Annotated in this window: 23 protein-coding genes; 17 read left to right on the top strand and 6 right to left on the bottom strand. The window is 71.8% G+C overall.

Translation table 11 applies throughout. The features are described from left to right. The first annotated feature begins 20 nt into the window (after positions 1 to 20). From CLV30_RS09605 to CLV30_RS09630, 6 genes are read left to right on the top strand one after another with little or no spacing between them, the layout of a single operon-like run. Positions 21 to 779, top strand: a complete 759-nt coding sequence (locus CLV30_RS09605; protein WP_165358599.1) for a GNAT family N-acetyltransferase — start codon at positions 21 to 23, stop codon at positions 777 to 779. Further along, positions 776 to 1,480: a MurR/RpiR family transcriptional regulator gene (locus CLV30_RS09610; protein ID WP_106536971.1), complete on the top strand. Its 705-nt coding sequence runs from the start codon at positions 776 to 778 to the stop codon at positions 1,478 to 1,480. Before CLV30_RS09605 ends, CLV30_RS09610 begins: the two co-directional genes overlap by 4 nt. Positions 1,481 to 1,485: 5 nt before the next feature. Then, positions 1,486 to 2,625, top strand: a complete 1,140-nt coding sequence (gene menC / locus CLV30_RS09615) for an o-succinylbenzoate synthase (protein WP_106536972.1) — start codon at positions 1,486 to 1,488, stop codon at positions 2,623 to 2,625. Then, positions 2,622 to 4,031: an SLC13 family permease gene (locus CLV30_RS09620; protein ID WP_106536973.1), complete on the top strand. Its 1,410-nt coding sequence runs from the start codon at positions 2,622 to 2,624 to the stop codon at positions 4,029 to 4,031. Before menC ends, CLV30_RS09620 begins: the two co-directional genes overlap by 4 nt. A gap of 1 nt (position 4,032) precedes the next feature. After that, a complete protein-coding gene (locus CLV30_RS09625) occupies positions 4,033 to 4,929 on the top strand; it encodes a serine hydrolase (RefSeq protein WP_106536974.1) in 897 nt (298 codons plus the stop codon). Continuing rightward, a complete protein-coding gene (locus CLV30_RS09630; protein ID WP_106536975.1) occupies positions 4,926 to 6,506 on the top strand; it encodes an N-acyl-D-amino-acid deacylase family protein in 1,581 nt (526 codons plus the stop codon). Before CLV30_RS09625 ends, CLV30_RS09630 begins: the two co-directional genes overlap by 4 nt. A gap of 37 nt (positions 6,507 to 6,543) precedes the next feature. Here the strand turns inward: CLV30_RS09630 and CLV30_RS09635 are convergent, their stop codons facing one another. Both CLV30_RS09635 and CLV30_RS09640 read right to left on the bottom strand, forming a co-directional pair. After that, positions 6,544 to 7,398, bottom strand: coding sequence for a galactose-binding domain-containing protein (locus tag CLV30_RS09635; RefSeq protein WP_129710992.1), 855 nt, complete (start codon positions 7,396 to 7,398; stop codon positions 6,544 to 6,546). Between the two features lie 31 nt (positions 7,399 to 7,429). Next, positions 7,430 to 9,046, bottom strand: a complete 1,617-nt coding sequence (locus CLV30_RS09640; RefSeq protein WP_205740799.1) for an alkaline phosphatase D family protein — start codon at positions 9,044 to 9,046, stop codon at positions 7,430 to 7,432. A 495-nt stretch (positions 9,047 to 9,541) separates the two neighbouring features. On the opposite strand from CLV30_RS09640, the gene mfd reads away from it, so the two are divergent. The 6 genes from mfd to CLV30_RS09670 all read left to right on the top strand — a co-directional run bounded on the left by mfd (position 9,542) and on the right by CLV30_RS09670 (position 16,977). Beyond that, positions 9,542 to 13,180 (top strand): transcription-repair coupling factor, encoded by a 3,639-nt coding sequence (gene mfd / locus CLV30_RS09645; protein WP_106536978.1) that lies wholly within the window; start codon positions 9,542 to 9,544, stop codon positions 13,178 to 13,180. 37 nt (positions 13,181 to 13,217) lie between these two features. Then, positions 13,218 to 13,853, top strand: coding sequence for a SurA N-terminal domain-containing protein (locus CLV30_RS09650; RefSeq protein WP_165358598.1), 636 nt, complete (start codon positions 13,218 to 13,220; stop codon positions 13,851 to 13,853). Then, positions 13,850 to 14,857, top strand: coding sequence for a nucleoside triphosphate pyrophosphohydrolase (locus tag CLV30_RS09655; protein WP_106536980.1), 1,008 nt, complete (start codon positions 13,850 to 13,852; stop codon positions 14,855 to 14,857). Before CLV30_RS09650 ends, CLV30_RS09655 begins: the two co-directional genes overlap by 4 nt. A 146-nt stretch (positions 14,858 to 15,003) precedes the next feature. After that, entirely contained in the window at positions 15,004 to 15,801 is a 798-nt protein-coding gene (locus CLV30_RS09660; RefSeq protein WP_205740835.1) for a pentapeptide repeat-containing protein, read from the top strand. Between the two features lie 111 nt (positions 15,802 to 15,912). Further along, the gene (locus tag CLV30_RS09665) at positions 15,913 to 16,302 is read left to right on the top strand and encodes a TFIIB-type zinc ribbon-containing protein (protein WP_106536982.1); all 390 of its coding nucleotides are present in this window, start codon (positions 15,913 to 15,915) and stop codon (positions 16,300 to 16,302) included. Positions 16,303 to 16,311: 9 nt separating this feature from the next. Beyond that, positions 16,312 to 16,977, top strand: a complete 666-nt coding sequence (locus CLV30_RS09670) for an AAA family ATPase (protein WP_106536983.1) — start codon at positions 16,312 to 16,314, stop codon at positions 16,975 to 16,977. Between the two features lie 18 nt (positions 16,978 to 16,995). On the opposite strand, the gene CLV30_RS09675 is transcribed toward CLV30_RS09670, so the two are convergent. From CLV30_RS09675 to CLV30_RS09690, 4 genes are all read right to left on the bottom strand, one after another. Then, positions 16,996 to 17,835, bottom strand: coding sequence for a class I SAM-dependent methyltransferase (locus CLV30_RS09675; protein WP_106537037.1), 840 nt, complete (start codon positions 17,833 to 17,835; stop codon positions 16,996 to 16,998). A 133-nt stretch (positions 17,836 to 17,968) separates the two neighbouring features. After that, positions 17,969 to 19,627 (bottom strand): helix-turn-helix domain-containing protein, encoded by a 1,659-nt coding sequence (locus CLV30_RS09680; protein WP_106536984.1) that lies wholly within the window; start codon positions 19,625 to 19,627, stop codon positions 17,969 to 17,971. An 82-nt stretch (positions 19,628 to 19,709) separates the two neighbouring features. Next, complete coding sequence (locus tag CLV30_RS09685; protein ID WP_106536985.1) at positions 19,710 to 20,384, bottom strand: hypothetical protein; 675 nt, start codon at positions 20,382 to 20,384, stop codon at positions 19,710 to 19,712. Positions 20,385 to 20,386: 2 nt separating this feature from the next. Further along, the gene (locus CLV30_RS09690) at positions 20,387 to 21,760 is read right to left on the bottom strand and encodes a hypothetical protein (RefSeq protein ID WP_106536986.1); all 1,374 of its coding nucleotides are present in this window, start codon (positions 21,758 to 21,760) and stop codon (positions 20,387 to 20,389) included. Between the two features lie 69 nt (positions 21,761 to 21,829). On the opposite strand from CLV30_RS09690, the gene CLV30_RS09695 reads away from it, so the two are divergent. From CLV30_RS09695 to CLV30_RS09715, 5 genes are all read left to right on the top strand, one after another. Beyond that, entirely contained in the window at positions 21,830 to 22,036 is a 207-nt protein-coding gene (locus CLV30_RS09695; protein WP_106536987.1) for a hypothetical protein, read from the top strand. 153 nt (positions 22,037 to 22,189) lie between these two features. Continuing rightward, entirely contained in the window at positions 22,190 to 23,470 is a 1,281-nt protein-coding gene (gene eno / locus CLV30_RS09700; protein ID WP_106536988.1) for a phosphopyruvate hydratase, read from the top strand. A gap of 15 nt (positions 23,471 to 23,485) precedes the next feature. Further along, positions 23,486 to 24,088: an FtsB family cell division protein gene (locus CLV30_RS09705; protein ID WP_106536989.1), complete on the top strand. Its 603-nt coding sequence runs from the start codon at positions 23,486 to 23,488 to the stop codon at positions 24,086 to 24,088. Next, positions 24,085 to 24,588 carry a DUF501 domain-containing protein gene (locus tag CLV30_RS09710; protein WP_106536990.1) on the top strand — a complete coding sequence of 168 codons (504 nt, stop codon included), beginning with the start codon at positions 24,085 to 24,087 and terminating at the stop codon, positions 24,586 to 24,588. The genes CLV30_RS09705 and CLV30_RS09710 overlap by 4 nt, the downstream gene beginning before the upstream one ends. Beyond that, positions 24,585 to 25,511: a Ppx/GppA phosphatase family protein gene (locus tag CLV30_RS09715; RefSeq protein ID WP_106537038.1), complete on the top strand. Its 927-nt coding sequence runs from the start codon at positions 24,585 to 24,587 to the stop codon at positions 25,509 to 25,511. The genes CLV30_RS09710 and CLV30_RS09715 overlap by 4 nt, the downstream gene beginning before the upstream one ends. Positions 25,512 to 25,567: the final 56 nt, after the last annotated feature.

A 25,567-nucleotide genomic window follows, 5' to 3' on the forward strand; every position in this document is an offset into this window, starting at 1 on the left:
TGGTGTCGACCGGCACTCCCGTGGCTGGACCGCTCACCGCGGCCGACGACCTGCGCCGTGCCGCCGAGCTCTACCGCCGGGTGTTCGGGTATCAGGACCCGTCGCACTCGGTGAACCCGCGGCTGCTCAGCTCGCTGGCCGCCAACGGCGGCTCGGTCGTCGGCGCGCACGACCTCGCCGGCGAGGTCATCGCGTTCGCCTACGGGTTCGTGGGCACGGACGGCGAGCAGGTCTATCACTACTCCCAGGCCGCCGTGGTCGACCCCGCCCACCAGGGCACCGGTCTGGGCCGCGCGCTCAAACGAGCCCAGCGTGACGTTGCCGTCGCCACCGGGCAGATGCGGATGCGCTGGTCGTACGATCCCGTGCTGACCCGCAACGGCCATTTCAACCTGGACGTGCTCGGCGCGGTGGGCCGGTGGTTCCGTCGCGACCTCTACGGCGTGCCCGGCACCGACCGGATCATCGTCGACTGGGATCTCGACGATGACCGGCGTGCTCGAGCCGCGGCGCCGGCTCGGGCCTATCCTGACGACGCGCCCGCCGCCGACGACCCGGCGGGCTGGTTCCACCCACACCGCGACGGCGACCACGTGTGGGTGTCGCTGCCGTCGGACCTGGCCACCGCGGCCACCGAACGAGACCGGACCCCGCTGGACATCCGCGACGAGCTGCGCCGCGCGGTGGGTGCGCTGATGGCCGACGGGTACGTGGCGGTGTCGTGCGTGCGCGCAGGCGAGCGCACAGCGGCGTACCGGTTCGTCCCGGAGCACCCGTGACCGGTGGCGAACACGCCGGGAACGGCGGCGACGAACGGGCGGGCAACGGCGGCGACGAACGCGCCGAGGACCGCCGGCTGAGCAGTCCCGGCGACCGGTTCGGCGCACGATTACAGCGGCAGTCGTCGGCGGCGGCGCTGCAGGCGCGGGTCATCGAGCAGGAGACGCACAACCTGGCCGAGGCGTTCCGGCTGGTCGTCGACGACGGCTCGGTCACGCGGGCCGCGGCGACGGTCGTGGCCGCCCGCCGGCGGTTCGTCGCCGGCACCGGCAAGGCGTTCGCCTACGCCTCGCTGCTCGCCGCCGACCTGTCCGCGGGGATGTCCAACGTGACGCTCGTCGACGGCGCCGTGGTCCGCCCGCTCGACGTCCTCAGCGACGTGCGCGACTCCGACGTGCTGGTGGCCGTCTCGCTGCGCCGGTACCGCCGTGAGACGGTCGCGGTCGCCGAGCAGTTCGCGGCCGCCGGCGGCACCGTCGTCGCCGTCACCGACGCCGCCGACGCGCCGCTGGCCACGGTCGCCGCGCAGGCCATCGTCGTGCCGACGGGCAGCGCGTCGTACGCCGACTCGCCCACCGCCGTCGCGGCGGTCGTGCACCTGCTGGCCACGCTGACCACCGCCAGCGCGAAGGGTGCGCGCCGAAGGCTGGCCGAACGCGACCGGATCAGCCGGGCGCTCGACCTCTACTGGGAAGGCTAGATCCGTTGCTCGTCACCGACGCGTCCCTGCACGTCGTGCGGCTGCCGCTGGTACACCGGTTCCGCACCAGCTCGCACGCGAAGGACCACCTCGACCACATCCTGGTCCGGCTCGTCGACGAGTCCGGCGACGTCGGCTGGGGCGAGATCGCCTCGCCGAGCGACCCGTACTACTCACCGGAGACCGTCGACACCTGCCGGCTCGTGGCCGAGCGTTACCTGCTGCCGGCGCTGATCGGACGGCGGTGGGAGCATCCGGACGAGGTGCCGGACGCCTGGGCGCGGGTGCGCGGGCACCGCTTCGCCAAAGCCGGCGTCGAGATGGCCGCGTGGACCCTGTGGTCCGGGCACACCGGCGTGGCTCTGGCCACCGCGCTGGGCGGCACGCGCACCGAGGTCGTCGCCGGCGTGTCCCTTGGCATCGAGCCGACCGTCGACGCACTGCTCGCCGAGGTCCAGCGCCAGGTCGACGCCGGCTACCCGCGGGTGAAGCTGAAGATCGCGCCGGGCTGGGACGCCGAGCCGGTCCGTGCCGTGCGGGCAGCCTTCCCCGGCCTCGCGCTGCACGTCGACGCGAACGGCGCCTACGGCGAGTCCGACGAGGAGCTCGCGGCCCTGCGTGCGCTCGACTCGTTCGGGCTGACCATGATCGAGCAGCCGTTCGCGCCACGGAACTTCGTCGCGCACGCCGCGCTGCAGCGCGGCCTGACGACGCCGATCTGCCTCGACGAGTCCGTCGACACCCTCGACGACCTGCGCACCGCCGTCGCGCTCGACGCGGGGCGGGTGCTGAACATCAAGGTTTCACGGATGGGCGGCCTTGGTACCGCGAAGGCCGCACACGACCTCGCCGCAGAGCACGGGATCCCGGTCTGGTGCGGCGGGATGCACGAGTTCGGGGTCGGGCGCGCGGCCAACGTCGCGCTGTCCAGCCTGCCCGGGTTCACGCTGCCGTCGGACGTGTCCGCGTCGGCGAAGTACTACGAACGGGACGTCATCGACCCGCCGGTCACCGCCGACAACGGAGTCGTGACCGTCCCCACCGCACCGGGCCTCGGCCACGACGTCGACGTCGACGTCGTGACCGCCGCCACCATCGTGAGCGCGACCGTCCCGGCCGCGCCGACCAGACCGGAGTCCGCATGACCGTCCAACAGGCGCCCGAACGGGGCACGGCGTTACCGCCGAAGAAGATCGTCGCGATCGGCCTGCTCGTCGCGTCGCTGATCACCGCACTGGTGGTCAACCTGGCCACCGACGACCTGCAGCTGTGGGGGCTGCTGCCGATCGTCGTCTACGCCGTTCTGGTGCTGCTGGAGCTCGACGTGGTGCTGGCGACGGGGGCGGCGCTGGTCGTGGGGCTGGTGCTGAACGGGGTCGGGCCGCTCGACTTCGGCACGATGATGTCGGAATCGCTCGGCTCGTTCATCGCGGTCGTCGGCCTGATCATCATGCTCGGGGCCGGCCTCGGCCGGGTGGCCTCGGACACCGGAGCCGCCCAGACACTGGTGCGCGAGCTGCTGCACCGCGTCGGCGTCGACAGCCCGCTGCGCATCCAGGTCGGCATCATGCTCGCCTCGACCGTGCTGGTCGGTGCGCTGGGGACACTCGCGGGCGCGAACGCGATCCTCGCGCCGATCGTCATCCCGGTGGCCGCGGCGGTGCACCGGTCGCGCCCGTCCGTGGCGGCGATGCTGCACGCCGGTGGTGCCGCCGGGCTGATCGTGGGCCCGTTCACCCCGCCGGTGGTGACCATCACCGGCGCCGCCGACATCAGCTACCTGCGCTACCTGCTCTCCGCCGGGCTGCCGATGGCGATCGTGACGTGGTGCGTCGGGTTCGCGATGGCGCGCTACATCCAGCGGCGCACCGTCGAGACCGAGCAGTACACCGCCGAGCAGATCGCCGGCCTGGACACCGCGGAAGCGCCCACCGCGCGCGAGAAGCGGGCGGCCGGCGCGTTCATCGGCACCATGGTCGCGATGGCCGTGCTGGGCGTGGTGCTGGAGGCCGGGTACGCGTACGCGATCGTCGTCATGCTGGTCACGGCGATCGTCACCGCCCTGGCCGGGGGGATGCGCCCTGCGGACGCGCTGAACTCGTTCTACGCGGGCGCGTCGTCACTGCTCTGGCTGTTCTTCCTGTTCTGGCTGTTCAACCCGCTGCTGACGATGCTCGAGGACTCCGGCGCGTACGACACCCTGCTGGCGGAGCTGGAGCCGGTGCTGTCCGACGTCGGGCCGTGGCCGTTCCTGATGCTGGCGCTCGTCGTCGGCTGGGTGGGCGTCGCCGGCGCCGCCGTGGCTCAGGTGGTGCTGATCGACGAGCTGCTGTGGCCCGTCGCGGCGAGCATCGGCGTCGCACCCGGCGCGTGGAGCGCCGCGCTGCTCGGCGGTAGCCAGATCGACTGGTTCGGGCCGTTCCCCAACGCGGACATGATCGGGCAGATGGGTCTGGCGCGTTCGTCGAACCTGCGGATGATGCTGCTGAACGGATGGGCGATCATGGGTGCCAACCTGGTGTTGTTCGGTCTGCTCTTCCTGGTGCTGTGAGGTGACGAACGTGGGGCTGGCGGCCGACGCGCTGCGCGGCGAGCTGGACGCGCTGGCGCGCCGCTCGCCCGGCCGCTGGGCGTTCAGCGTCCGCGAGTCCGGACGTCCGGTCGCGTCGGTCTCCGGTTCGGTCGTGATGCCCGCCGCGAGCACCGTCAAGGTGGCCCTGCTCGCGCTGGTACTGGTCGACGTCGCCGCGGGGGAACGGTCCCTGGACGACCCGCTGCCGGTGCCCGATCGGCGAGCCGGCGGCACCGGCGTGCTGGACCTGATGCCGTCGGTGCGCGCGCTGCCGCTCGGCGAGGCGCTCGAGCTGATGATCGGGGTCAGCGACAACACCGCGACCAACATGGTCATCGACGCGCTCGACCTGGACGAGGCCGGCCGGCGGATCGTCGCGTTGGGCGCCTCGTCGACCCTGCTGCGGCGGCACCTGATGGACACCGACGCGGCGCGCGCCGGACGCGACAACGTCACCACCGCCGACGACCAGGCGCTGATCCTGGACCGACTGGCCGGACCGGACCTGCTGCCGCAGCCGTGGCGCCGGTACGCGCTGGACGTGCTGGGCCGCCAGCAGTTCAACGACCGGATCCCGGCCGGGGTCGGCCCGGACGTGCGCTGCGCGCACAAGACCGGTGAACTCCCCGGGGTCCGCCACGACGTCGGCGTGCTCGAGTTCGACGGCCGCAGCGTGGTGCTGGCGGCGCTCGGATCCGAGCTCACCGACCCGGTGTCGCAGGGCGCCGGGACCGGGCCGGCCGGTGGCGTCATCTCGACGGCGGCGGACCTGGTGGTGGCCGCCGTGCGCAGCGACGGGGGCGGCCACGGGGCCGGCGACGAGGACGGCGAGTCGATGGCGGAACGGGCGACGAACAGCGGGGGCGAGCGGTCATGAGCGCACACGAGTTGGTCCTACGCGGGGGCGTGCTGGTCGACGGAACCGGCGCCGGGTCGGTGCCGGCCGACGTCGCCGTGGACGGCGGCCGGGTCACGGACGTGGTCCCGCACCGCCGCGGGACCGACCGCCCGGAAGGGCACCGTGTCATCGACACTGACGGGTGCGTGATCGCGCCAGGGTTCATCGACCTGCACTCGCACGCCGACTTCAGCCTGCAGGGATGGCCGGCCGCGACGTCGCAGCTGCCGCAGGGCGTCACCACGCTGCTGGGCGGCAACTGCGGTTGGTCGCCGTTCCCGGTCGCCGATCTCGCGGAACTGCGGGCGTCCACCGCGTTCTTCGACCCGGAGCTGAGCTGGGAGTGGACGGACGGCGGCGGGTTCGCGGCGGCGGTGGACGCGGTCCGCCCGGCGGTGAACCTCGCGCTGCAGGCCGGGCACTCGTCGCTGCGGCTCGCGGCGATGGGCGGCGACGAGCGGCCGGCGGCCGGCGACGACATCGCACGGATGGACGCGCTGCTGGCCGCGGCCGCGGGCGACGGTGCCCACGGGTTCTCCACCGGGCTCATCTATGCGCCGGGCGCGTACGCCGACGCCGCCGAGGTGCGGGCGCTGGTCGCCGCCGCGGCGCGGCACGGCCTGCTGTACTCCACGCACATCCGCAACGAGTCCGACCGGCTGACCGCGGCCGTGACGGAGGCCGTCGACGCGGCCGAGGCCGCCGGTGCTCGGGTGCAGATCTCGCACCTCAAGGCGATGGGCCGCGCGCACCACGGAACGGTCTCGGCGGCCCTGGAGCTGATCGACGACGCGGCGGCGCGCGGCGTGGACATCGCCGCCGACGTCTACCCGTACACCGCGTCCAGCACCACGCTGACCGCCCGGTTGCCCGGCTGGGCCATGGACGGCGGCCCGACGGGCCTGCTGCGGCGGCTCGCCGATCCGCCCGAGCGCGACCGCCTCGCGGCCGAGCTGCGCGCGCGGATCCGGCTGGACGCCGACGACGTCGTCATCGCCGAGCTCGGCGAGGGACCGTACCGCGACGCCGTCGGCTCCAGCATCGGCGACGTCGCGCGCCGGGACGGGGTCGACGCCGCCGAGACGACGCTGCGGGTGCTCGAGGCCCACGACGCGGCGGTGGCGGTCGTGAACCACGGCATGAGCGAGGACGACGTCGCCACCGTGCTGCGGCACCCGCGCGTGGCCGTCGCCAGCGACGGCTGGGTGCTGCGCCCGTCCGGCAGCGGGCGTCCGCACCCGCGCAGTTTCGGCACGTTCCCGCGGGTTCTCGGCCGCTACGTGCGCGAACAGGGCGTGCTGACGCTGCCGGAGGCGGTGCGCAAGATGACGTCGCTGCCGGCATCGCGGCTGGGGCTGCACGACCGCGGTGTGGTGACGCCCGGAGCGGTGGCCGACGTCGTCGTGTTCGATCCGGACACGGTGGCCGACCGGGCCACTTTCAAGGACCCGTGGCGGCTCGCCGAGGGTGTCCGCACGGTCCTGGTGACCGGTGAGGTGGCACTCGACGACGGCGAGATCACCGACGTCCGCGCCGGCCGCGTCCTGCGGGCGTAGCGTATGTGCCTGGTGGGCTCGACATGGTTTTCAGGTGTCAGTCGGCGTAGACCTCGAGCTCGACGATGCGCGAGTAGGAGTGGTCGTTCGAGTCGTGGCTGACGACCCGTACCGCCTCGGCCGTCACCGTCGCGAAGGTCGAGGTGACATGGCCGTTAACGTTGCCGCGCACCTGGTCGACGGTGGTCCACGCGCCGTCGGTCAGCACCTGCAGGTCCCAGTCACGCAGGCCGTAGCCGGTAGCGGGAAACCGCTGCGAGTCGAGGGTGTGCAGCTCGACCCGGCTGATCGACGTGGGCTCGGCCAGCGTGACGCGGTAGGAGTCCGGGAACGCGCCGCGGGTCCCGTCGTTCCAGCCGGTCGCGGTGTTCCAGTCGGCGTCGTCGGTGTTGCCGTCGACGGCGCCGCAGGGGACGAAGTTGCCGTGTGTCGTCGACGCCGTGGCCCGCTCGCCGAGGGCGAGGTCGTCGCCGGGGCCCTTCGGTGGCAGTGGCAGCACCTCTACCGGCACGGTCAGCCGGGACCGGTCGGTGCTCAGCTGCACGTCGTAGCTGCCGGGCTCGGCGTCCCGGGGTGCGTGGATCGTGACGTCGGTGCTCACCGTGGTGTCCGGGTCGCGGGCGGGAAGCCAGGACGAGAACACCCGCCGGTCGAGGCGCAGCGGCGACTGCACGGAGAGCTCCATGTCGGCGTAGACGTCGTCGGCGCCGGTGTTGGTCATCGCGACCTCGAGGCTGTCGCCGTGCAGGCACGGCAGTCCGATGACCTCGACGGGCTGCTCCGACGCCGAGATCTCGACGTCGCTCGGCGGGCCGGGGCGTGCGGCCGCCGACGCGGCGACGCCGAGCACGGCGACCGGGATCAGGGCGAGTGCGGCTTTCCGTCTGTTCATCGATGGCCTCCGGAAGTCGGTGCCGGCCACGTCAGGCCCGGTTGATGGTCGGGTCGCCGTCCTCGACGGCCAGGCGGGAACGGGTGGTGACGGTTCCGTCGGGCTCGGTGACCTTGTCGGCCACCCGGTAGTCGGCCACCCACTGCTGTGGCGTCACCTCGCAGCGCACGTAGCCGCGCTGGAAGTTGTGGAACTTCACGTGCGGGTTCTCGGCGAGGATCGTGAGCCCGCCCTGATCGTGGTCCGTGCCGTCGCGCCCGGAACTGATCGAGGTGCCGACGAACTCCGTCCCGACCGGCGCGGCGGCCTCGTCGGCGTAGTCGGCCTTGAGCTCCGAGGCGACGCTGCGGTGCAGATCCCCCGCGACGCTGACCAGGTTGCGCACGCCGGCGTCGCGGGCGCCGCCGACGATGCGCCGGCGCGAGGCGACGTAACCGTCCCAGGTGTCCATCGGCACGACGACGTCCGGGCCCTCGCGGGTGTCCAGCTGGGCGATCGCGGTCTGGTGTGCCAGCACCTCCCAGCGCGCGGACCGCTCGGCCATCCCGTCGAGCAGCCACCGCTCCTGCTCGTCGCCGGTGATGGTGCGGCCCGGGTCGAGCGAACCCGGGTTGGGCGGGTCCTGGCCGTCGCCGGCTGCCTGGTCGTCGCGGTACTGCCGGGTGTCCAGCACGTTGAACCGGACCAGGTCGCCGTACTGGAACCGGCGGTAGAGCTGCAGGTCGGGTCCGGTCGGCGACTGGGTCATCCGCAGCGGCATGTGCTCCCAGTAGGCGCGGAACGCGTTGGCGCGGCGGATCAGGAACTCGTCTTCCGGAGCGTTGTTCTCCGAGATGGGCCCGGCCCAGTTGTTCTCCACCTCGTGGTCGTCCATCGTGACGATCCACGGGGCGCTGGCGTGCGCGTCCTGCAGGTCCGGGTCGGTGCGGTACAGCGCGTAGCGGCCGCGGTAGTCGTCCAGCGTGACCGTCTCGCGGGTGAACTCGGCGGGCACCGGCTGCTGCCGCACCCCGGAGTCGGCGCCGACGCCCATCTCGTAGATGTAGTCACCGAGGTGGAAGACGACGTCGTGGTCGTGCCTGGCCAGGTCGCGGTAGGCCGTGTAGAACCCCTCCCACCAGGCCTGGCACGAGGCGAAGGCGAACGACAGCCCGGCGACGGCGGCGCCCGCGGCCGGCGCGGTGCGCGTCCGCCCGACCGGGCTGACGTGCCGGCCGACCCGGAACCGGTAGTAGTAGTGCCGCCACGGGCGAAGGCCGGTGACGTCGACGTGCACGCTGTACGACGCCTCGCGGCGAGCCCGCATCGTGCCCCGGCGCACGATCCGGCTGAACCGTTCGTCCTCGGCGACCTGCCACTGCACCATGACCGGCCGCGGCCCGAGCCCGCCGAACGGCTCCAGCGGCTCCGGCGCGAGCCGGGTCCAGATCACGACGGCGTCGCTGAGCGGGTCGCCGGACGCGACGCCCAGCGTGAACGGGTCGTGCTTCAACGCGTCCTGCCTGGCGCCCCACGCGGCGGAGTTGCCGGGCAGGTCGCCAGTGAGCGCGAGCCCTGCGGCGGCTCCGGTGACGGCGAGGAAACGGCGGCGGCTGGCGGCGGTGCGGGCGAGGTCGGTCGGATCGGTTGCAGATCGCTCGTCTGTCACGGAACAGAGCAGATCATCGCGAATCGTCGCTGCCGAGACTCGGCGGTGACATTCGGGCGAACTGTCCCGTGCGATCAGATCACTCGGCGGCGACCGCCCGCACGCAGCATCGTCCATCCCCCGGGTCGAGAACCATCGTGTGGCTCGTGGCCGCAGCTCCCTCGGCCACGCCGCGCAGGCGGCGCCGCGCGCGACGTCGGGGATCAGGTGACCGATCGAGGCTGTGCGCCCACGTCGTGTCACCTGATCGTTTTCTGCCCACATGTTGGAGGTGATCAGGTGACGTTCAGGGCCGGATCTGCTCAGAACTGTCACCTGATCGCCGCCTCCTTGACGATCAGGTGCGAAAACGACGATCAGGTGACCAGGAGCGGCGGGTCCGAGGGCGCTGCCGACGGGGCTCGGACGTTGTCGGTGCGGCGGCGTATTCTCGTAGAGGTCACCCCCGCTCCGTCCTGGTTCGGGGGCGTGTTCGCGTGCCCGGCAGGGGAAGTCATGAGTCTGTACGGTCTACTCCACACGTTGCTCGCCGACGGCGGAGATCCGGCGCTGCGCTCCGCGGTCCACGACGCGCGGACTGGTGCGCTCGCCAGCCTGGACCTGACCGCGCCGCCCGCGCTGCGCCCGTTCGTCGTCTCCGCCATCGCGGACGAGGCGGTCGGCGCGGACCGGCCGGTGCTGGCGGTCACGGCCACCGGGCGTGAGGCCGAGGACCTGGTCGACGCGCTGCGGTGCCTGCTGCCGCACGACAGCGTGGCGGAGTTCCCGGCGTGGGAGACGCTGCCACACGAGCGGTTGTCGCCGCGCGGCGACACCGTCGGCCGCCGGCTGGCGCTGCTGCGCCGGCTGGTGCATCCCGAGGACGAGTCCGAGCGGGTGAAGGTCGTCGTGGCGCCGGTGCGCAGTGTGCTGCAGCCGCAGGTGGCGGGGCTGGCCGAGCTGCGGCCGGTCCGGTTGCGCGTCGGCGACGAGGTCGGGTTCGAGGACGTGGTCGACCGGCTCGCCGGGGCCGCCTACTCCCGGGTCGACCTGGTCGAGCGGCGCGGCGAGTTCGCGGTGCGGGGCGGCATCGTCGACGTCTTCCCGCCCACCGAGGAGCACCCGGTCCGGGTCGACTTCTGGGGCGACACCGTCGACGACATCCGCTACTTCACCGTCGCCGACCAGCGTTCCACCGACGCCACCGAAGCAGGGCTGTGGGCGCCGCCGTGCCGTGAGCTGCTGCTCACCGACGACGTCCGGCAGCGCGCCGCCGACCTCGCGGGCCGGCACCCGGAGCTCGCCGAGATGCTCGAGAAGATCGCGGCCGGGGTCGCGGTCGAGGGCATGGAGTCGCTGGCCCCGGCGCTGGTCGAGCGCATGGAGATGCTCATCGATCTGATGCCCGACGGCACGCACGTGCTGGTGTGCGATCCCGAGCGGGTGCGCACCCGCGCGCACGACCTGGTCGCGACCAGCCAGGAGTTCCTGGACGCGTCCTGGGCCGCCGCGGCCGGCGGCGGAACGGCGCCGATCGACCTCGGCGCCGCCGCGTACCACTCACTGGCCGACGTGCGAGAGCAGGCCATCGAGCAGGGACTGCGGTGGTGGAGCCTGAGCTCGTTCGGGCTCGGCGCCGACGACACCGGCAAGGCCGAGAAGCAGGACCTCGACGCGGACCTGTACGCGGTCGATCTCGGCGACGACATGGTGACCTCCGGAGCCGTCGAGACGCGTGAGGTCGCCGCCCGTCCCGCCGAGACGTACCGCGGCGACACCGCCCGCGCGGTGGCCGACCTGTCCGGGTGGCTGGGCACCGGCGGGCGGGCCGTGCTGGTCACCGGCGGGCACGGTACGGCGGAGCGGGTTGTCGAGGTGCTCGCCGAGGCCGACGTCCCCGCGCGTTACGACGAGGAGCTGCTCGCGTCGCCGGACCCGGGCGTCGTGCACGTCACCACCGGAACACTGGCGCACGGCTTCGTCGCCGAATCGGCGGCTCTGGCTGTGCTCACAGAGGACGACGTCACCGGGCAGCGGGTCTCCACCAAGGGCGCCACCCGGATGCCCAGCCGGCGCCGCAACCAGGTCGACCCGCTGCAGCTGCAGCCGGGCGACTTCATCGTCCACGAGCAGCACGGCGTCGGCCGCTACATCGAGATGACCAGCCGGACCATCCAGGGCGCGACCCGCGAGTATCTCCTCGTCGAGTACGCGCCGAGCAAGCGCGGGCAGCCCGGCGACCGCCTGTTCGTCCCGACCGACCAGCTCGAACAGGTCACCAAGTACGTCGGGGGTGACGCCCCGGGCCTCGACCGCATCGGCGGCAGCGACTGGGCGAAACGCAAGGGCCGGGCGCGCAAGGCGGTCAAGGAGATCGCCGCCGAGCTGATCAAGCTGTACGCGGCGCGCCAGTCCGCGCCGGGGCACGCCTTCGGCCCGGACACGCCGTGGCAACACGAGCTCGAGGACGCGTTCCCGTACGTCGAGACCGTCGACCAGATGTCCACCATCGACGAGGTCAAGCGCGACATGGAGCGCTCGGTGCCGATGGATCGGGTCATCTGCGGCGACGTCGGCTACGGCAAGACCGAGATCGCGGTGCGCGCGGTGTTCAAGGCGGTGCAGGAGGGCAAGCAGGTCGGCGTCCTGGTGCCGACGACGCTGCTGGTGCAGCAGCACTTCGCGACGTTCGCCGAGCGGTTCGCGCCGTTCCCGATCACGGTGCGCGCGCTGTCGCGATTCCAGACCGACACCGAGGCCGAGGAGATCATCCGTGGGCTCGCCGAGGGGACCGTGGACGTCGTCATCGGCACCCATCGGCTGATCACCGGCGACGTCCGGTTCAACAACCTCGGCCTGCTGATCGTCGACGAGGAGCAGCGCTTCGGCGTCGAGCACAAAGAGAAGCTCAAGCACCTGCGCGCCAACGTCGACGTGCTGACCATGTCGGCCACCCCCATTCCGCGCACGCTCGAGATGTCCATCACCGGCATCCGCGACATGTCGGTCATCACCACCCCGCCCGAGGAGCGGCACCCGGTGCTCACCTACGTCGGCGGTTACGACGAGAAACAGGTCGGGGCCGCGATCCGGCGCGAGATGATGCGCGAGGGACAGGTGTTCTTCGTCCACAACCGGGTCGACACGATCGAGAAGATCGCCGCGCACCTGCGCGAGGTGGTGCCCGAGGCCCGGGTCGCCACCGCGCACGGCCAGATGGGCGAGCACGCGCTCGAGCAGGTCATCAGCGCGTTCTGGCAACGCGAGGTCGACGTACTGGTGTGCACCACGATCGTCGAGACCGGCCTGGACATCTCGAACGCCAACACGCTCATCGTCGACCGCTCCGAGCGTCTCGGCCTGTCCCAGCTGCACCAGCTGCGCGGACGGGTGGGCCGTGGCCGCGAGCGGGCGTACGCGTACTTCTTCTACCCACGCGAGACCCCGCTGACCGAGGAGGCGCACGAGCGGCTGGCCACCGTGGCCCAGCACTCCGACCTCGGCTCCGGCATGCAGGTCGCGATGAAGGACCTCGAGATCCGCGGTGCCGGCAACCTGCTCGGCGGCGAACAGTCCGGGCACATCGCCGACGTCGGTTTCGACCTGTACGTGCGGCTCGTCGGCGAGGCAGTGGCGGAGTATCGAGGTGATGGTGGCGACGAGATCCCGGAGGTGCGGATCGAGCTGCCCGTCGACGCGCACATCCCGCACGACTACGTCGCCAGCGAGCGGCTGCGCCTGGAGGCGTACCGGCGGTTGTCCGAGGCCGTCTCGGACAAGGACGTCGAGGACGTCGCGGCGGAGCTCGAGGACCGCTACGGCGACCCGCCGGAGCCGGTCCGCAACCTGCTCGAGGTCGCCCGGTTCCGGGTGCACGCGCGCCGCGCCGGGCTGACCGAGGTGACCATCCAGGGCAACTTCGTGCGCTTCTCCCAGGTCGAGCTCGCCGACTGGCAACGGGTGCGCCTGCAGCGCGTCTATCCGAAGGCGCTCGTGAAGGATGCCGTCAGCAGTGTCCTCGTGCCCCGCCCGGCCGCCACCGCCGCCATCGGCGGCTCACCGCTGCGCGGGGTCGAGCTGCTGGCCTGGGCGCGCGGCGTCATCGACGACGTCATCGCCCACCAGCCGGACATGGCCGGAACGCAGGCTGGGTAGGATGCGTCCGGCGGACCACCCGACGAAGAGGATCAACGTGTCGACAACTCGCCGTATCGTGCCCGCAGCGCTGGCTGTCGCTGCCGTCGTCGCGCTCTCGGCCTGCGACTCCGACCAGGTCGGCGCCGCCGCCGTCGTCGACGGCGAGCGGTTCACCGTTTCGGAGCTGCAGGACCAGGTCAAGGAGTCGCAACAGCTCGAGGGCTTCGACGTGCGGGCCGCGGGCGGCGTGTCCGGGTTCCAGCGTGAGTTGCTGACCCGGCACATCCAGCACGAGATCTTCCTGCGCCTCGCCGAGCGGGAGAACATCGACATCACCCAGGCTCAGATCGACGACGCCATCGAGCGGTTCGAGAGCCAGTCGCCCGACGGCAACCTGGGCCCGGCGCTGGCGCAGAACGGCTACACGCGCGAGAGCTTCCGCGCCGGGCTGACCGACCAGCTCATCGTCCAGGAGTACACCTCGCGGACCGGCGCCGACCAGGCCGCGGTGACCCAGGCGCTGGTCGACCTCGGCGAGCAGCTGAACATCGAGGTCAACCCCCGTTACGGCAGCTGGGGCGACCAGCTCGCGGTCACCGACGACAGCGGGTCCATCTCCGAGCCCGAGAACTCCGGCAGCACGCCGACTCCGGGGCAGACGCCGCCACCGGCTGCGCCGCCGGCACAGTGACCGAAGCGCGGGCCGCCGCCCCCTCGGGTGACGCGCGGCTGGTGCTGCTGGCGACCAGTGCCCGGGTCGCGCCCGGGCTGCTCAGCGCCGCGGCATGGGATGCGCTGCGCTCGGGCACGGTGTGCGCCGCCGACGAGTCGCATCCGCAGCTGCCGGCGGTCCGCGCGGCCGGCGTGCGGGTCCGCTGCGACGTGCCGGCCGACGCCGGCGCGCTGCTCGACCTGGTGGAGTCCGGCCCGGTGGTGTGGCTGCTCGCGCCGGAAGGCGACGACGAGTTGGTGGCGGCGGTGCGTGCGGAGGCCGGGGCGCGGGGGACGCGAGCGCCCGGGGTCGAGGTGCTGGACGGCTCGTACGACGTGCCCGGGGCACGGCTGCTGGACCTCGTCTCGGTCATGGACCGGTTGCGCTCACCGGGCGGATGCCCGTGGGACGCCGATCAGACGCACCGCAGTCTGGCGACGTACCTGGTCGAGGAGACCTACGAGACGCTCGAGGCCATCGAGACCGGCGACGACGCTGCACTGCGCGAAGAGCTCGGTGACCTGCTGCTGCAGGTGATGTTCCACGCGCGCATCGCCGAGGAACGGCCCGCCGGCGCGTGGTCGGTCGACGATGTGGCGGCCGACATCACCGCCAAGCTGGTGCGACGGCACCCGCACGTGTTCGCCGACACCGAGGTCACCGGAGCCGACGACGTCGGCGACCGCTGGGAGGTGCTGAAGCGCGCGGAGAAGCAGCGCGACTCCGCCATGGACGGCGTGCCGCTCGCCCAGCCGGCGCTGTCGCTGGCGAGCAAGGTGCTGCACCGCACCGAGAAGGCGCGGGTCGACGTCCGGGCGCCCGAAGCCGAGTTGCCGTCGCTGCCGGACGCCGATGCGGTGGGTGACGTGCTGCTGGCCGCCGTCGCGGCCGCGCGTTCCCAGGGCATCGACGCCGAGCAGGCGCTGCGCGACGCCGTCCGCCGCTTCATCGCCACCGTCCACACCACAGAGCGTGAAGAATGACCACGTTCACCATGGAATTCCATGCGTCACCACCCCTGCAGGCCTGGTGACGCGTGCAATCGCCTGGTGACGTACCGCCGGAGGTTGACACCGACGACGAAGCCGCCGGTGCCGGTCGTGACGTCCGCGCCGACCCGCGCGCCGGCCTGCGCGCCGACTGCGCCAACTGTGCCGGCTTGTGCTGCGTCGCGCTGCCGTTCACCGCGTCGGCCGACTTCGCCATCGACAAACCGGCCGGTGAGCCCTGCACCCACCTGCGGGCAGACTTCCGGTGCGGCATCCACACCCGGCTCCGGGCCGACGGATTCCCAGGGTGTGCGGTCTTCGACTGTTTCGGGGCCGGCCAACAGGTCACCCGGACCACGTTCGGAGGGCATGACTGGCGGCAGGACGCCGGCACTGCACGTCGGATGTTCGGCGTGTTCGGGGTGATGCGCCAGCTGCACGAGCTGCTCTGGTACCTGGCCGATGCGCAGTCGCGCCCGCAGACGCTGCCGATCCGGCCCGACCTGCACCAGGCACGGCAGGAGCTCGAGCGGCTGACCGAGAGCCACACGGACGTCCTGCTCGAGACGGACGTCGCGGACCGGCGCGGTGAGGTCGACGTGCTGCTGCAGCGTGCCAGCGAGCTGGTGCGCGCCGACGCCACGGCTGCCGCCCCGGGCGCGGGCCGGGAGTTGCGGCGGGCCGACCTCGTCGGCGCCCGGCTGAACGGCGCGGATCTACGCGGCGCCGACCTGCGCGGAGCGCTGCTGATCGCGGCCGACCTGAGCGGCGCCGATCTGCGCTCGGCCGACGTCATCGGCGCGGACTTCCGCGACGCGGTGCTGGCCGGTGCCGATCTGACCGACAGCATCTTCCTGACGCAGGCACAGGTGAACGCCGCCCGCGGCGACGCGGCGACGGCTCTTCCGGCTGCGGTTGCCCGCCCCGATCACTGGTAGCCCTGTGGGCTCGAGCCGTGGCGGAACTCGCGCGGCCTGTGCGAACGTTGCACTGTTGGCGACGAGATATGTTCCGCAGACCTGCCGACCTCGACGAGAGGATCCATCACCGTGACTTGTCCGAAATGCAGTGGATCGATGCGCACGTTCGACCGGTTGGGCGTGCACGTCGAACAGTGCCAGAGCTGCAAAGGCATCTTCCTTGATTACGGTGAGCTCGAACAGATCGTCACCGCCGAACAGCAGTACAACGAGGACCCGCCGCCGCTGGAGTACGGGGCCGGCGGACCGGCGCAGGCACCGACACAGGGTCGCGGGCGTCCGGACTCTCCGGCGCCGTACCGCGGCCGTTCCGACAGCCCGTCGCCGTACGGGGGACGCAAGGACAGTCCCGGCCCGTTCGGCGGAGGGCTCGGCGGACTCGGCGGTGGCCGTCGCGACTCGCCGCGTCCGGGCGGCAAGAAGCGTAAGAAAAGCATGTTCGAGCAGCTCTTCGACTGACCGCCGCCGGTGAATCCACTGGTCTGTGACCGATGCGGCGAGCGCGCCGACGACGTCACGGTGCTCGCCGGGCAGCAGCCACCGGCCGTGCGCTGCCCGGCGTGCGGTCACGAGCAGCCGTTCCGGCGGCTGCCGCTGTACTGTGTGACCGGGCCCAGCGGCACCGGCAAGTCCACGGTGGCCCGGTTGCTGCTCGAGACGCTCGCGCCGCGGTATGTCGTGGTCGAGCAGGACGTGCTGTGGCAGGCGGGTCTGCGTGACGACGAGCCCGACCACCGCACCTTCCGCTCGGCATGGCTGCGGATGGCGGCGATGATCCATCAGAGCGGGCGCCCGGTGGTGCTGTGTGGCACGGTCGTGCCTCCGGAGATCGAACCGCTGCCCGAGCGCGCGCTGTTCTCGGACGTCGCGTACCTGTCGCTGATGTGCGAACCGGACGAGCTGGCGGCACGGTTGCGCGCGCGGCCGGCGTGGCGGGAGTGGGACGAGCCGCGGATCGCCGAGATGCTGGACTACAGCGCCTGGGTGAGCAAAGAGGCCGCGTCGATGCACCCACCCGTCACCCTGCTGGACACCACGGACGTGCCGGTCGAACGGACCGCCGCGTCGGTGGTGTCCTGGCTGCACGCTCACGAGCCGCAACTCGATGACGAGGGCCGGCAGGTTGCCGTGTGAACACTGGCGTCGAGTGGCTCAGCGGGTGGCGCCGATGCCGACGTTGACCTCCGCGCGCAACAGCGCGGCCGGTTCGCCGCCGGAACGTTCCCGCAGCATTCCGTCCACCACCCGCAACGCCTCGTCGCGCTGCTCGCTGGTCAGGGCCGCGGCGACCTGCGCGCCGAGCGGGTTGCTGGATGTCACCATCGCCCAGAACCCGGCGGCGGACTCGAAGCGCAGCTCCCACGTCGCCGGCTGCACCGTCACGTCGACGAGCCCCGCGTCGACCAGGCGGTGTCGGAACACTTCCGGGTCGGCCAGCTGGAACGGCAACGGTGGCGGGTCCGACGGCGGAACGGGCGCCTCGGGTGCGGCCGCACGTACGGCACCGATGAAATAGGTGAAGAACTCCGCCCTCTGCGGTGCGCCGATCGCGGCGACGAGCACCCGGCCGCCGGGCCGGGTGACGCGGACCATCTCGGCCAGACCGGCGTCGAGGCCCGGGAACAGCGACACGCCGTTCTGCGATCCGGTGACGTCGAAGGAGTCGTCGTCCAGGTCGAGCGATTCGCCGTCCATGACCTGGGCCCGCACGTTCGTCAGTCCGGCCGCGGAGGCGCGATCGCGGAGCCGTTCGATCATGGCCGGCGCGACGTCCGTCGCGAGAACGTCCGCTCCGCGGCGCGCGGCGGCGAGGGCGAGCGCGCCGCTGCCGGCGGCCACGTCCAGGAACCGGGTGCCGGAGCGCACGTCCACCCGGCCGACCAGCTCCGCACCCAACTGTTCGTTCTGCGGCGTCACGTGTTCGTCGAACCCGGGCGCGAGCGCATCCCAGGCGGCTCGGACCTGCTCGGGCGTCGGTGTTGTGGTGGTCATCGTTTCCTCCTCGCTCTGGAGCGTGGACCCAGCGTGCCCGGCCGCGCCCGCCGCCCGCATCGGGCGGATCACCCATGCGCACCGGCGACGACCGGTAGGTGATTCTGCGTAGCCGGCGGTACTCCGGAGGCGATCAGACCAGATGGTGTTCGTAGGCATACGCGGTAGCGGCGGCCCGAGAGGTGAGGCCGAGTTTGGTGAACATGTTGCTCATGTGCCTGGCGACGGTCTTGTCGCTGATCACCAGCGTGTCCGCGATCTGTCGGTTGGTCGCGCCCGTCGCCACCAGGCGCAGCACCTCGACCTCGCGTGGCGTCAATCCGCCGACGGCGTACACGGAACCGAGCGAGGCGATCTCGTCCGCCAGGCCGAGCGCCGGGGCTGCGTGCAGCCGTTCGAACACCCGCCGAGCCGCGGCGACCTCGCGTTCGGCGGCATCGTGCTCCGCCAGCCGCTGATACGCCTGAGCCATCCGCAACCGCACCCGGCCCAGCTCGTACGGCGCGGACAGCTGCTGCCAGCCGGTCTTCGAGCGGCGCAGAACGGCACATGCGTCGGCCGGGTCTCCGTCGTGCAGCAGCACCGACCCGCGGGCGTAGTCGACCACCGCCCGCAGGTACGGCGAGCCGAACGTGGCGGCGATGTGCTCCAGTTGCTTGGTCGCTGACCGCGCCGTGGTGACGTCGTCGCGGGCCAGTGCGATCTCTGCATGTGCGGCCAGCAGGTGTGAGCGGCGTACCGGGGCCGTCGCCTCCCGGAGTTCGCGCCGGATCGCGGCGGCCGCGTCATCGGCCCGCCGCTGGGCCAGCCGCAGCAGTGCCAGGCCCGGCTGTGGCGAGTGTCCGATGTCCTCGCTCCTGAGGTACTCCGCCTCGGCACGAGTGAACTCGCCGCGTAGCCGCAGCAGCTCGGCGAGCTGGTAGTGCGCCATCCCCAGGGCCGGATCGCCCGGCGGGTCGGACAGATGTTCACAGGCCCGTCGTACCTCGCGCGCGGCTCCGGCCCAGTCGCCGCGCAACTGCATGATCTCCGAGCGATGTATCAGGCATTGCCCGCGATACGGCTCGAGGTCCTGATGCGAATCGCACCAGCGGTCCAGTGCCACCGTCCACTCCTCGGCGCGGCGCACGTCGAAGACGTCCCGGCAGGCGATGATGACCGCGCAGTAGACGAGGCCGGCGGCCAGCGGCGACACGTCGCCGGTGGTGACCGCGACCATGGCCTCGTCCAGCATGCCGACGCCGTGCGCGACGTCTCCCGCGGCGACCAGTGCCTGCCCGCGCCCGAGCCGGCCGAGCGCGATCAGGTCGGCGTCGCCGAACCGCTCGGCGATCTCGCCGACCTCGCTGAAGATCGAGTACGCGGTGTCGGTGTCCCCGCTGTCGAGGGCCTGCAACCCCGCCGGGAGCCGGACGTAGCCGCGCTCGACGCAGTCCAGCGCCGCCGTCTCGAGAAGGTGCTGCGCACGGGCCAGCCATCCGCCGCCGTGCGCGTGTCGCCCCCTGAGGACCAGCGTCAGTCCGAGCCAGAACGCACAGCGCGCCGCGCGTGGCAACTGCCCGCGGCGCACCAAGGCATGATGGCCGCGTTCCCATGCGTCGGCGGCGGCGTCCGCTCGCCCCGTCAGGTAGGCGGCGAGCGCGAGCCGCTCCAGATCGTCCGCATCGAGCGGGCCCTGCTGATCCGCCCTGGTCAGCAACGTGTACGCCTCGCCCCAGGCGCGGCGCTCACCGGCCGCGCGGGCACTCTCGAGGACATCGCCCCCCGTGTCCGCACGGAATACGCCAGACACACGAGAACCGTAGCGCTTCTCAACGGCTTCGGCGCCTGTCGTGAGCCGGCGAACTCCAGACGGACGCGCATCGCCGGACCGGTCAGCCGGTGCTGTCGGCCGTCGGCATCCGCGTCCAGTGGAAGTCGACCAGGAAGTGCGGGCCCTGCTCCGGCGCGGTTCCGATGCGCGGCTGGACGGACAGCAGGAGGTAGCCGATGCGGGTCTCGGCGATGCGCGGGGACGGTGGGCGGGTGCCGCGCCGCAGGTGGCCGAGGGTTTCGGTGATGTAGCGGTCGGTGATCTCGCCGCGATGGTCCGGGCCGAGCTGTGCTGCGAGATCGCGCATGAACGCCTCGGCCTGCGCGGTCGTGTCGAAGGAGAACTGCAGCCCCACGTGGCCCGGGGGCGCGGTCTCGGGCGTCAGCTCCGGCGGCCGTTCGAGATTGTCGGTCGCGTCGACGACGACGAGGCGCGGGTGCAGCGTCAGTGTCAGACCGCCGGGCAGCGCAAGGTCGGTCCGGAACGTCCGGGAGGTGTCGTCCTTGAAGTAGACGGACAGGCCCTGTCTTCCGTCGCTGATACCGACATCGGCGCGGGTGGGTGGCTCGGTGAGGTCGAGTTCGTAGTGGTCGGTCTCGACGTGATCGGCCACCTGACCGCGGTCGTCGGGGTTGTTGCTGTCGTTCATGCAGCCTCCGGTGGTCAGCGCCAGGATCAGCGCGAGGCAGCCGGCCGTGACGGACCGACGGCTCGGCAGAATCGGGTGCGCGGACATGCTCAAAACGGCAACGGGGGAAAGAGGATGTCGTCGATGCCGGGCAGATCAGGGATGATGTCGCCCGGCGGGTCCGGCATCGAGATGTCGATGGGCGGTCCGTCGAGGACCCATTCCAACGGTGGGAACCGTTCCTTCATCCTGTTGTCGTCGATGCGGTCGCCGACGGGGGAGGAGATGATCTCGTTGGCTCGCTCACGGTCGTTGCGCCAGAGTTCCAGGAATGTCGGCAACGTGTCCTGCTCGATCAGGGCCCAGCGGTCCTCGAAGTCGGCGATGTTGCCGTCGTCGAAGACCTCCGGGTAGCCCTTGGCCCCCGGAATGGACGGCGCGCCGATGAGAGTCATGAATCGGGTGACGAGTTCTCCGCTCGGTTCGTGAGATCGCATCTGATCGTAGTGTCCGTCGATGACGTCGCGCTGTTCGCGCCACAGCAGTGCGCGGTTCCCGTCTTCGACCAGCGAGGTGTCGCCGGTCCGTTCGCCCTGGTCGATCTTCCGGAACGCGTCGCGGACGTCGCGGCCGATGACTCCGGCGTCGTACATCTCTTCGACCGCCTCGTAGCCGCCGCTCTGGTAGGCCTCGTGCACGGGAGCCAGATCGAAGAAGATGTCCTGCTGCATCTGCAGGAACGTCGTCTCGTAGAAGTGCAGTTCGTCCTCGCCGATGCCGGCGGCCTCGGCCAGCAGCCCGCTGAGTGCCTTCGTGACCGGGTTCACGTCGAGCAGCGAATGCAGCGCGGCGTTGTCGTTGACCCGGTCGGCGAGATCCTTGAACTCGGCGAGGTCGAAGAACCCGGCGGCGAACGACGGGCCGATCATGTTCGCCATCCCGGCCCAGATCAGGTTGTTGTTCGCGCCGTACAGGTCCCCGTAGTAGGTGTAGACCTTCTCGATGATGTCCCGCTGCACGTCGGCGCCCCGGCTCGGGTCCCACTCGTCCCGGTCGATGCCGGCGCGTTCGAGGGCACGGGACTCCCAGTAATGCTCAAGCGCGCCGGCATACTCGGTCGCGGGAACCTCGGCCTCGCGGGCGAGGTCGAGGAGGTTCTTCAGTTCATCCAGCTCGAGGGACTCGTAGCCGGTCAGTGCCTCGGTGATGTCCGCGGTGTCGACGTGGTCGGTGAGCTGGTAGTCGGCGGCGACGGACGGCCAGTTCGACGGGAGGTTGTCGTCGCCGCGGACGATCGCGGCCGCCGTCCGCAGCTTCTCGGCCAGCGACTGGACGGTGAACTGATGCAGCCACGTGCCCAGCATCGGGAAGACCACGTCGAGGTCGGCGGCGTCACCGCGCGCCGTGTCGATCGCCTCACCCAGCTCGTCGAGCAGGCGGGCCGTCTCGTCGGCTCCCTCGGGGTCGATCGCGACCTTGCCCATCCCGTCCCTCGCCCGGTCGTGGATCCTCGGACGACCATAGTGGCTTGATCGACTCGATACCATCGCGTCGTGGGTGAGGTGGAGCAGCTGCGGCAGTTGGCCGAGCGGCTCGACGGGCTCTGTGAGCCGGTCGAGCGCGAACTGTCCGCGCAGTTGCAGTCCGGCGACTTCGCCGGGCCACTCGCGGACGAAGCCGACGAGACCGTTGGCGGGACCCGGCGCGCACTCGCTGGACTGGCCGAAAAGCTCCGCGACATCGCCGACGAGCGCGAGTAGCCCTCCGCGTGGCGCGCGCGACGGTCGGCGAATCGGCAGGACCGGCCGGGTAAGCTGCGGTCGTACGAGCGCGCAGCGTCACCGTCGTCACTGCAGCGGCGTACTGCGACAGAAGAACCGACGACAGCGACATGCAGACCGCAGGAGTTCTACGTGGCCACGATCGAAGCAGTCGGAGCACGCGAGATCCTCGACTCCCGGGGCAACCCGACCGTCGAGGTCGAGGTGGCTCTGGACGACAACACCATTGCCCGCGCCGCCGTCCCGTCGGGAGCGTCCACCGGGGCGTTCGAGGCGGTGGAGCTGCGCGACGACGACGCCGGCCGGTACGCGGGCAAGGGCGTCGAGAAGGCCGTCAACGCCGTGACCGAGGAGATGGCGCCGGAGCTGCTCGGGTTCGAGGCCAGCGACCAGCGGCTCATCGACCAGGCGATGATCGACCTGGACGGCACCCCGAACAAGGCCCGGCTCGGCGCCAACGCCGTGCTCGGCGTGTCCCTGGCCGTCGCGAAGGCCGCGGCCAAGTCGGCCGAGCTGCCGCTGTTCCGCTACCTCGGCGGCCCCAACGCGCACCTGCTGCCGGTCCCGATGATGAACATCCTGAACGGCGGCTCGCACGCCGACAGCAACGTCGACATCCAGGAGTTCATGATCGCGCCGGTCGGCGCCGAGACGTACCGCGACGCCCTGCGCTGGGGCGCGGAGGTCTATCACACGCTCAAGCGGGTGCTGAAGGACCGCGGCCTGGCCACCGGGCTGGGCGACGAGGGCGGCTTCGCGCCCGACCTGCCGAGCAACCGCGACGCGCTCGACCTCATCCTGCAGGCCGTCGAGAAGGCCGGCTTCACCCCGGGTTCGGACATCGCGCTGGCTCTCGACGTCGCCTCGACGGAGTTCCACTCCGAGGGCCGGTACGCCTTCGAGGGCGGAAACGTCTCCGCGGCCGAGCTGACGAAGTACTACGAGCAGCTCGTCGCCGACTACCCGCTGGTCAGCATCGAGGACCCGCTGGCCGAGGACGACTGGTCCGGCTGGGCGGCGCTGACGGACGCGCTCGGCTCGACGTTGCAGATCGTCGGCGACGACCTGTTCGTCACCAATCCCGAGCGGCTCGAGCAGGGCATCAGGGATCACGCGGCCAACTCGCTGCTGGTCAAGGTGAACCAGATCGGTTCGCTGACCGAGACGTTCGACGCGGTGGCGATGGCGCAGCACGCGCGTTTCACCTGCATGATCAGCCACCGTTCCGGCGAGACCGAGGACACCACCATCGCCGACCTCGCGGTCGCCACGAACGCCGGGCAGATCAAGACCGGCGCGCCGGCACGTTCCGAGCGGGTCGCCAAGTACAACCAGTTGCTGCGCATCGAGGAAGAGCTCGACGACGGCGCCCGTTACGCCGGCGCCAAGGCCTTCCCGAGGTTCAGCGCGTAGGAGGTCCACCGAACCATGGCCACGTCCCGTCGCAGCCCCGGCTCCCGGCCCTCGGGTGGCGGGGCTGCACGGCGTCCGGCGGGCCGTACGTCCCGCCCGGCAGCGCGGTCGACGCGATCGACCGGCCGGCCGCGCGCCACCGTGGAGCCCGGGACGAAGAACCCCGGCGCCACCGGGTCGAACGCCGCCGGACGCGACCGCGCGACGCCGCCGCGCAAGCCGGGGCGGCCGTCTGTCACCGGCCGCGCGGCGGTGCTGGCTCTGGTGCTGGCGGTCCTGCTGGTCTCTTACGCCTACCCGCTGCGGACCTGGTTCGAGCAGCACGGTGAGCGTGCCGAGCTCGAACGGGAGGCGGCGCAGCTGGAGTCGTCGGTCGAGCGGCTGGAACGTGAGCTGCGGCTGTGGGAGGACCCTGCCTACGTCGAGGCGATGGCCCGTCAGCGGCTGAACTTCGTGATGCCGGACGAGCAGGGGTACGTGGTGGTGGCCGACCCGGAGGCCGAAGAGTCCGCCGTGGACGAGGACGGGCTGCCGCCGGCGGGCGAGGGCGAATGGTACGAGCGACTGTGGACGTCGGTCGAGGTCGCCGACACACCACCTCCGAAGGAAGGCGAATGACCACCCGGCACGCCGACCAGACCGACATCGACACGCTGACGCTTCAGCTGGGCCGGCCGGTCCGCGGCGTCCGCGCGGTAGCCTGTCGCTGCGCGCCGGGCCATCCGGCCGTCGTCGAGACCGAGCCGCGGCTGCCGGACGGCACGCCGTTCCCCACCCTGTTCTATCTGACCTGCCCGCACGCGGTGGCGGAGGTGTCCACGCTCGAGTCGCGCGGTGTGATGCGCGAGTTGTCCGCCGAGCTGGACGCCGACGACGGGCTCGCGGCCGGTTACCGTGCCGCTCACCACGACTACCTCGACCGCCGTGAACGCGTCGCCGTCGTGGACGAGATCCGCGGCGTGTCCGCCGGCGGCATGCCGACCCGGGTGAAGTGCCTGCACGTCCTGGTCGCGCACAGCCTGGCCGCGGGGCCGGGCGTCAACCCGCTGGGCGACCGTGCGCTCGACCTGCTCGCACCGGTGTGGCGGCCCGCCACCTGCACCTGGGAGCCGCGATGACCCGCGTCGCCGCGGTCGACTGCGGCACCAACTCGATCCGGCTGCTCGTGACCGACCTGGATCCGACGGCCGGAACCCAGGCAGACCTGGACCGCCGGCTCGAGACCGTGCGGCTGGGTCAGGACGTCGACCGTACCGGAAGCCTGGCACCGGCCGCGTTGGAGCGGACCATGACGGCGCTGCGTGAGTACGCGGGCATCATCGACCGGCTCGGGGTCGAGCGGGTGCGCATGGTCGCCACCAGCGCGACCCGGGACGCGGCGAACCGCGACGTGTTCGTCGCCGGGGTGCGTGACGTGCTCGGCGTCGACCCGGAGGTGGTCAGCGGCGCCGACGAGGCCGCGTTGTCCTACGGCGGTGCGGTGCGCGGGCTCCCGGCCTCGTCGCCCGCGCCGTACCTGGTGACCGACATCGGCGGCGGATCGACGGAGGTGGCGTTCGGCACCGACGACGTGAAGGCCGCACGGAGCGTCGACGTCGGATGTGTGCGGCTGACCGAACGGCGCTTCGCCGCCGACCCGCCCACGCCCGCGCAGGTCCGTGCGGCCGTCCAGGACATCGACGCCGCACTGGACGACGCCGCAACCGACGTCGACCTCGCGTCCGCCGCCACGCTCGTCGGGCTCGCCGGGTCGGTCACCACGGTCGCCGCCATCCATCTCGACCTGCCCGGATACGACCCCACGGCCATCCACCACAGCCGCGTCCCGGCCACCGACGTGCGCACGATCAGCGACCGGCTGCTGACGATGCCGCGTGCGGATCGGGCGGCGATCGCTTCGATGCATCCCGGCCGGGTGGACGTCATCGCCGCCGGCGCGCTGATCCTACGCCGACTGGTCGACCGCGCCGGTGTCGACGACGTGCTGGTCAGCGAACACGACATCCTCGACGGCATCGCCTGGAGCCTGGTCGCCGGCTGATCGCGCCGGTCGCGCCGGTCGTGCCGCGGGCGAAACATGACAGCCGGGGGTGTGTA

The organism is Haloactinopolyspora alba (genome assembly GCF_003014555.1).
Classification (GTDB): domain Bacteria; phylum Actinomycetota; class Actinomycetes; order Jiangellales; family Jiangellaceae; genus Haloactinopolyspora; species Haloactinopolyspora alba.

Bases quoted from the DNA above. Each gene is read 5' to 3' on its own strand.
- CLV30_RS09710 (WP_106536990.1), top strand. From the start codon at position 24,085: ATGACCACCCGGCACGCCGACCAGACCGACATCGACACGCTGACGCTT.
- CLV30_RS09705 (WP_106536989.1), top strand. From the start codon at position 23,486: ATGGCCACGTCCCGTCGCAGCCCCGGCTCCCGGCCCTCGGGTGGCGGG.
- CLV30_RS09630 (WP_106536975.1), top strand. From the start codon at position 4,926: ATGAGCGCACACGAGTTGGTCCTACGCGGGGGCGTGCTGGTCGACGGA.
- CLV30_RS09620 (WP_106536973.1), top strand. From the start codon at position 2,622: ATGACCGTCCAACAGGCGCCCGAACGGGGCACGGCGTTACCGCCGAAG.
- mfd (WP_106536978.1), top strand. From the start codon at position 9,542: ATGAGTCTGTACGGTCTACTCCACACGTTGCTCGCCGACGGCGGAGAT.
- CLV30_RS09715 (WP_106537038.1), top strand. From the start codon at position 24,585: ATGACCCGCGTCGCCGCGGTCGACTGCGGCACCAACTCGATCCGGCTG.
- CLV30_RS09690 (WP_106536986.1), bottom strand. From the start codon at position 21,760: ATGGGCAAGGTCGCGATCGACCCCGAGGGAGCCGACGAGACGGCCCGC.
- CLV30_RS09675 (WP_106537037.1), bottom strand. From the start codon at position 17,835: ATGACCACCACAACACCGACGCCCGAGCAGGTCCGAGCCGCCTGGGAT.
- CLV30_RS09635 (WP_129710992.1), bottom strand. From the start codon at position 7,398: ATGAACAGACGGAAAGCCGCACTCGCCCTGATCCCGGTCGCCGTGCTC.
- CLV30_RS09685 (WP_106536985.1), bottom strand. From the start codon at position 20,384: ATGTCCGCGCACCCGATTCTGCCGAGCCGTCGGTCCGTCACGGCCGGC.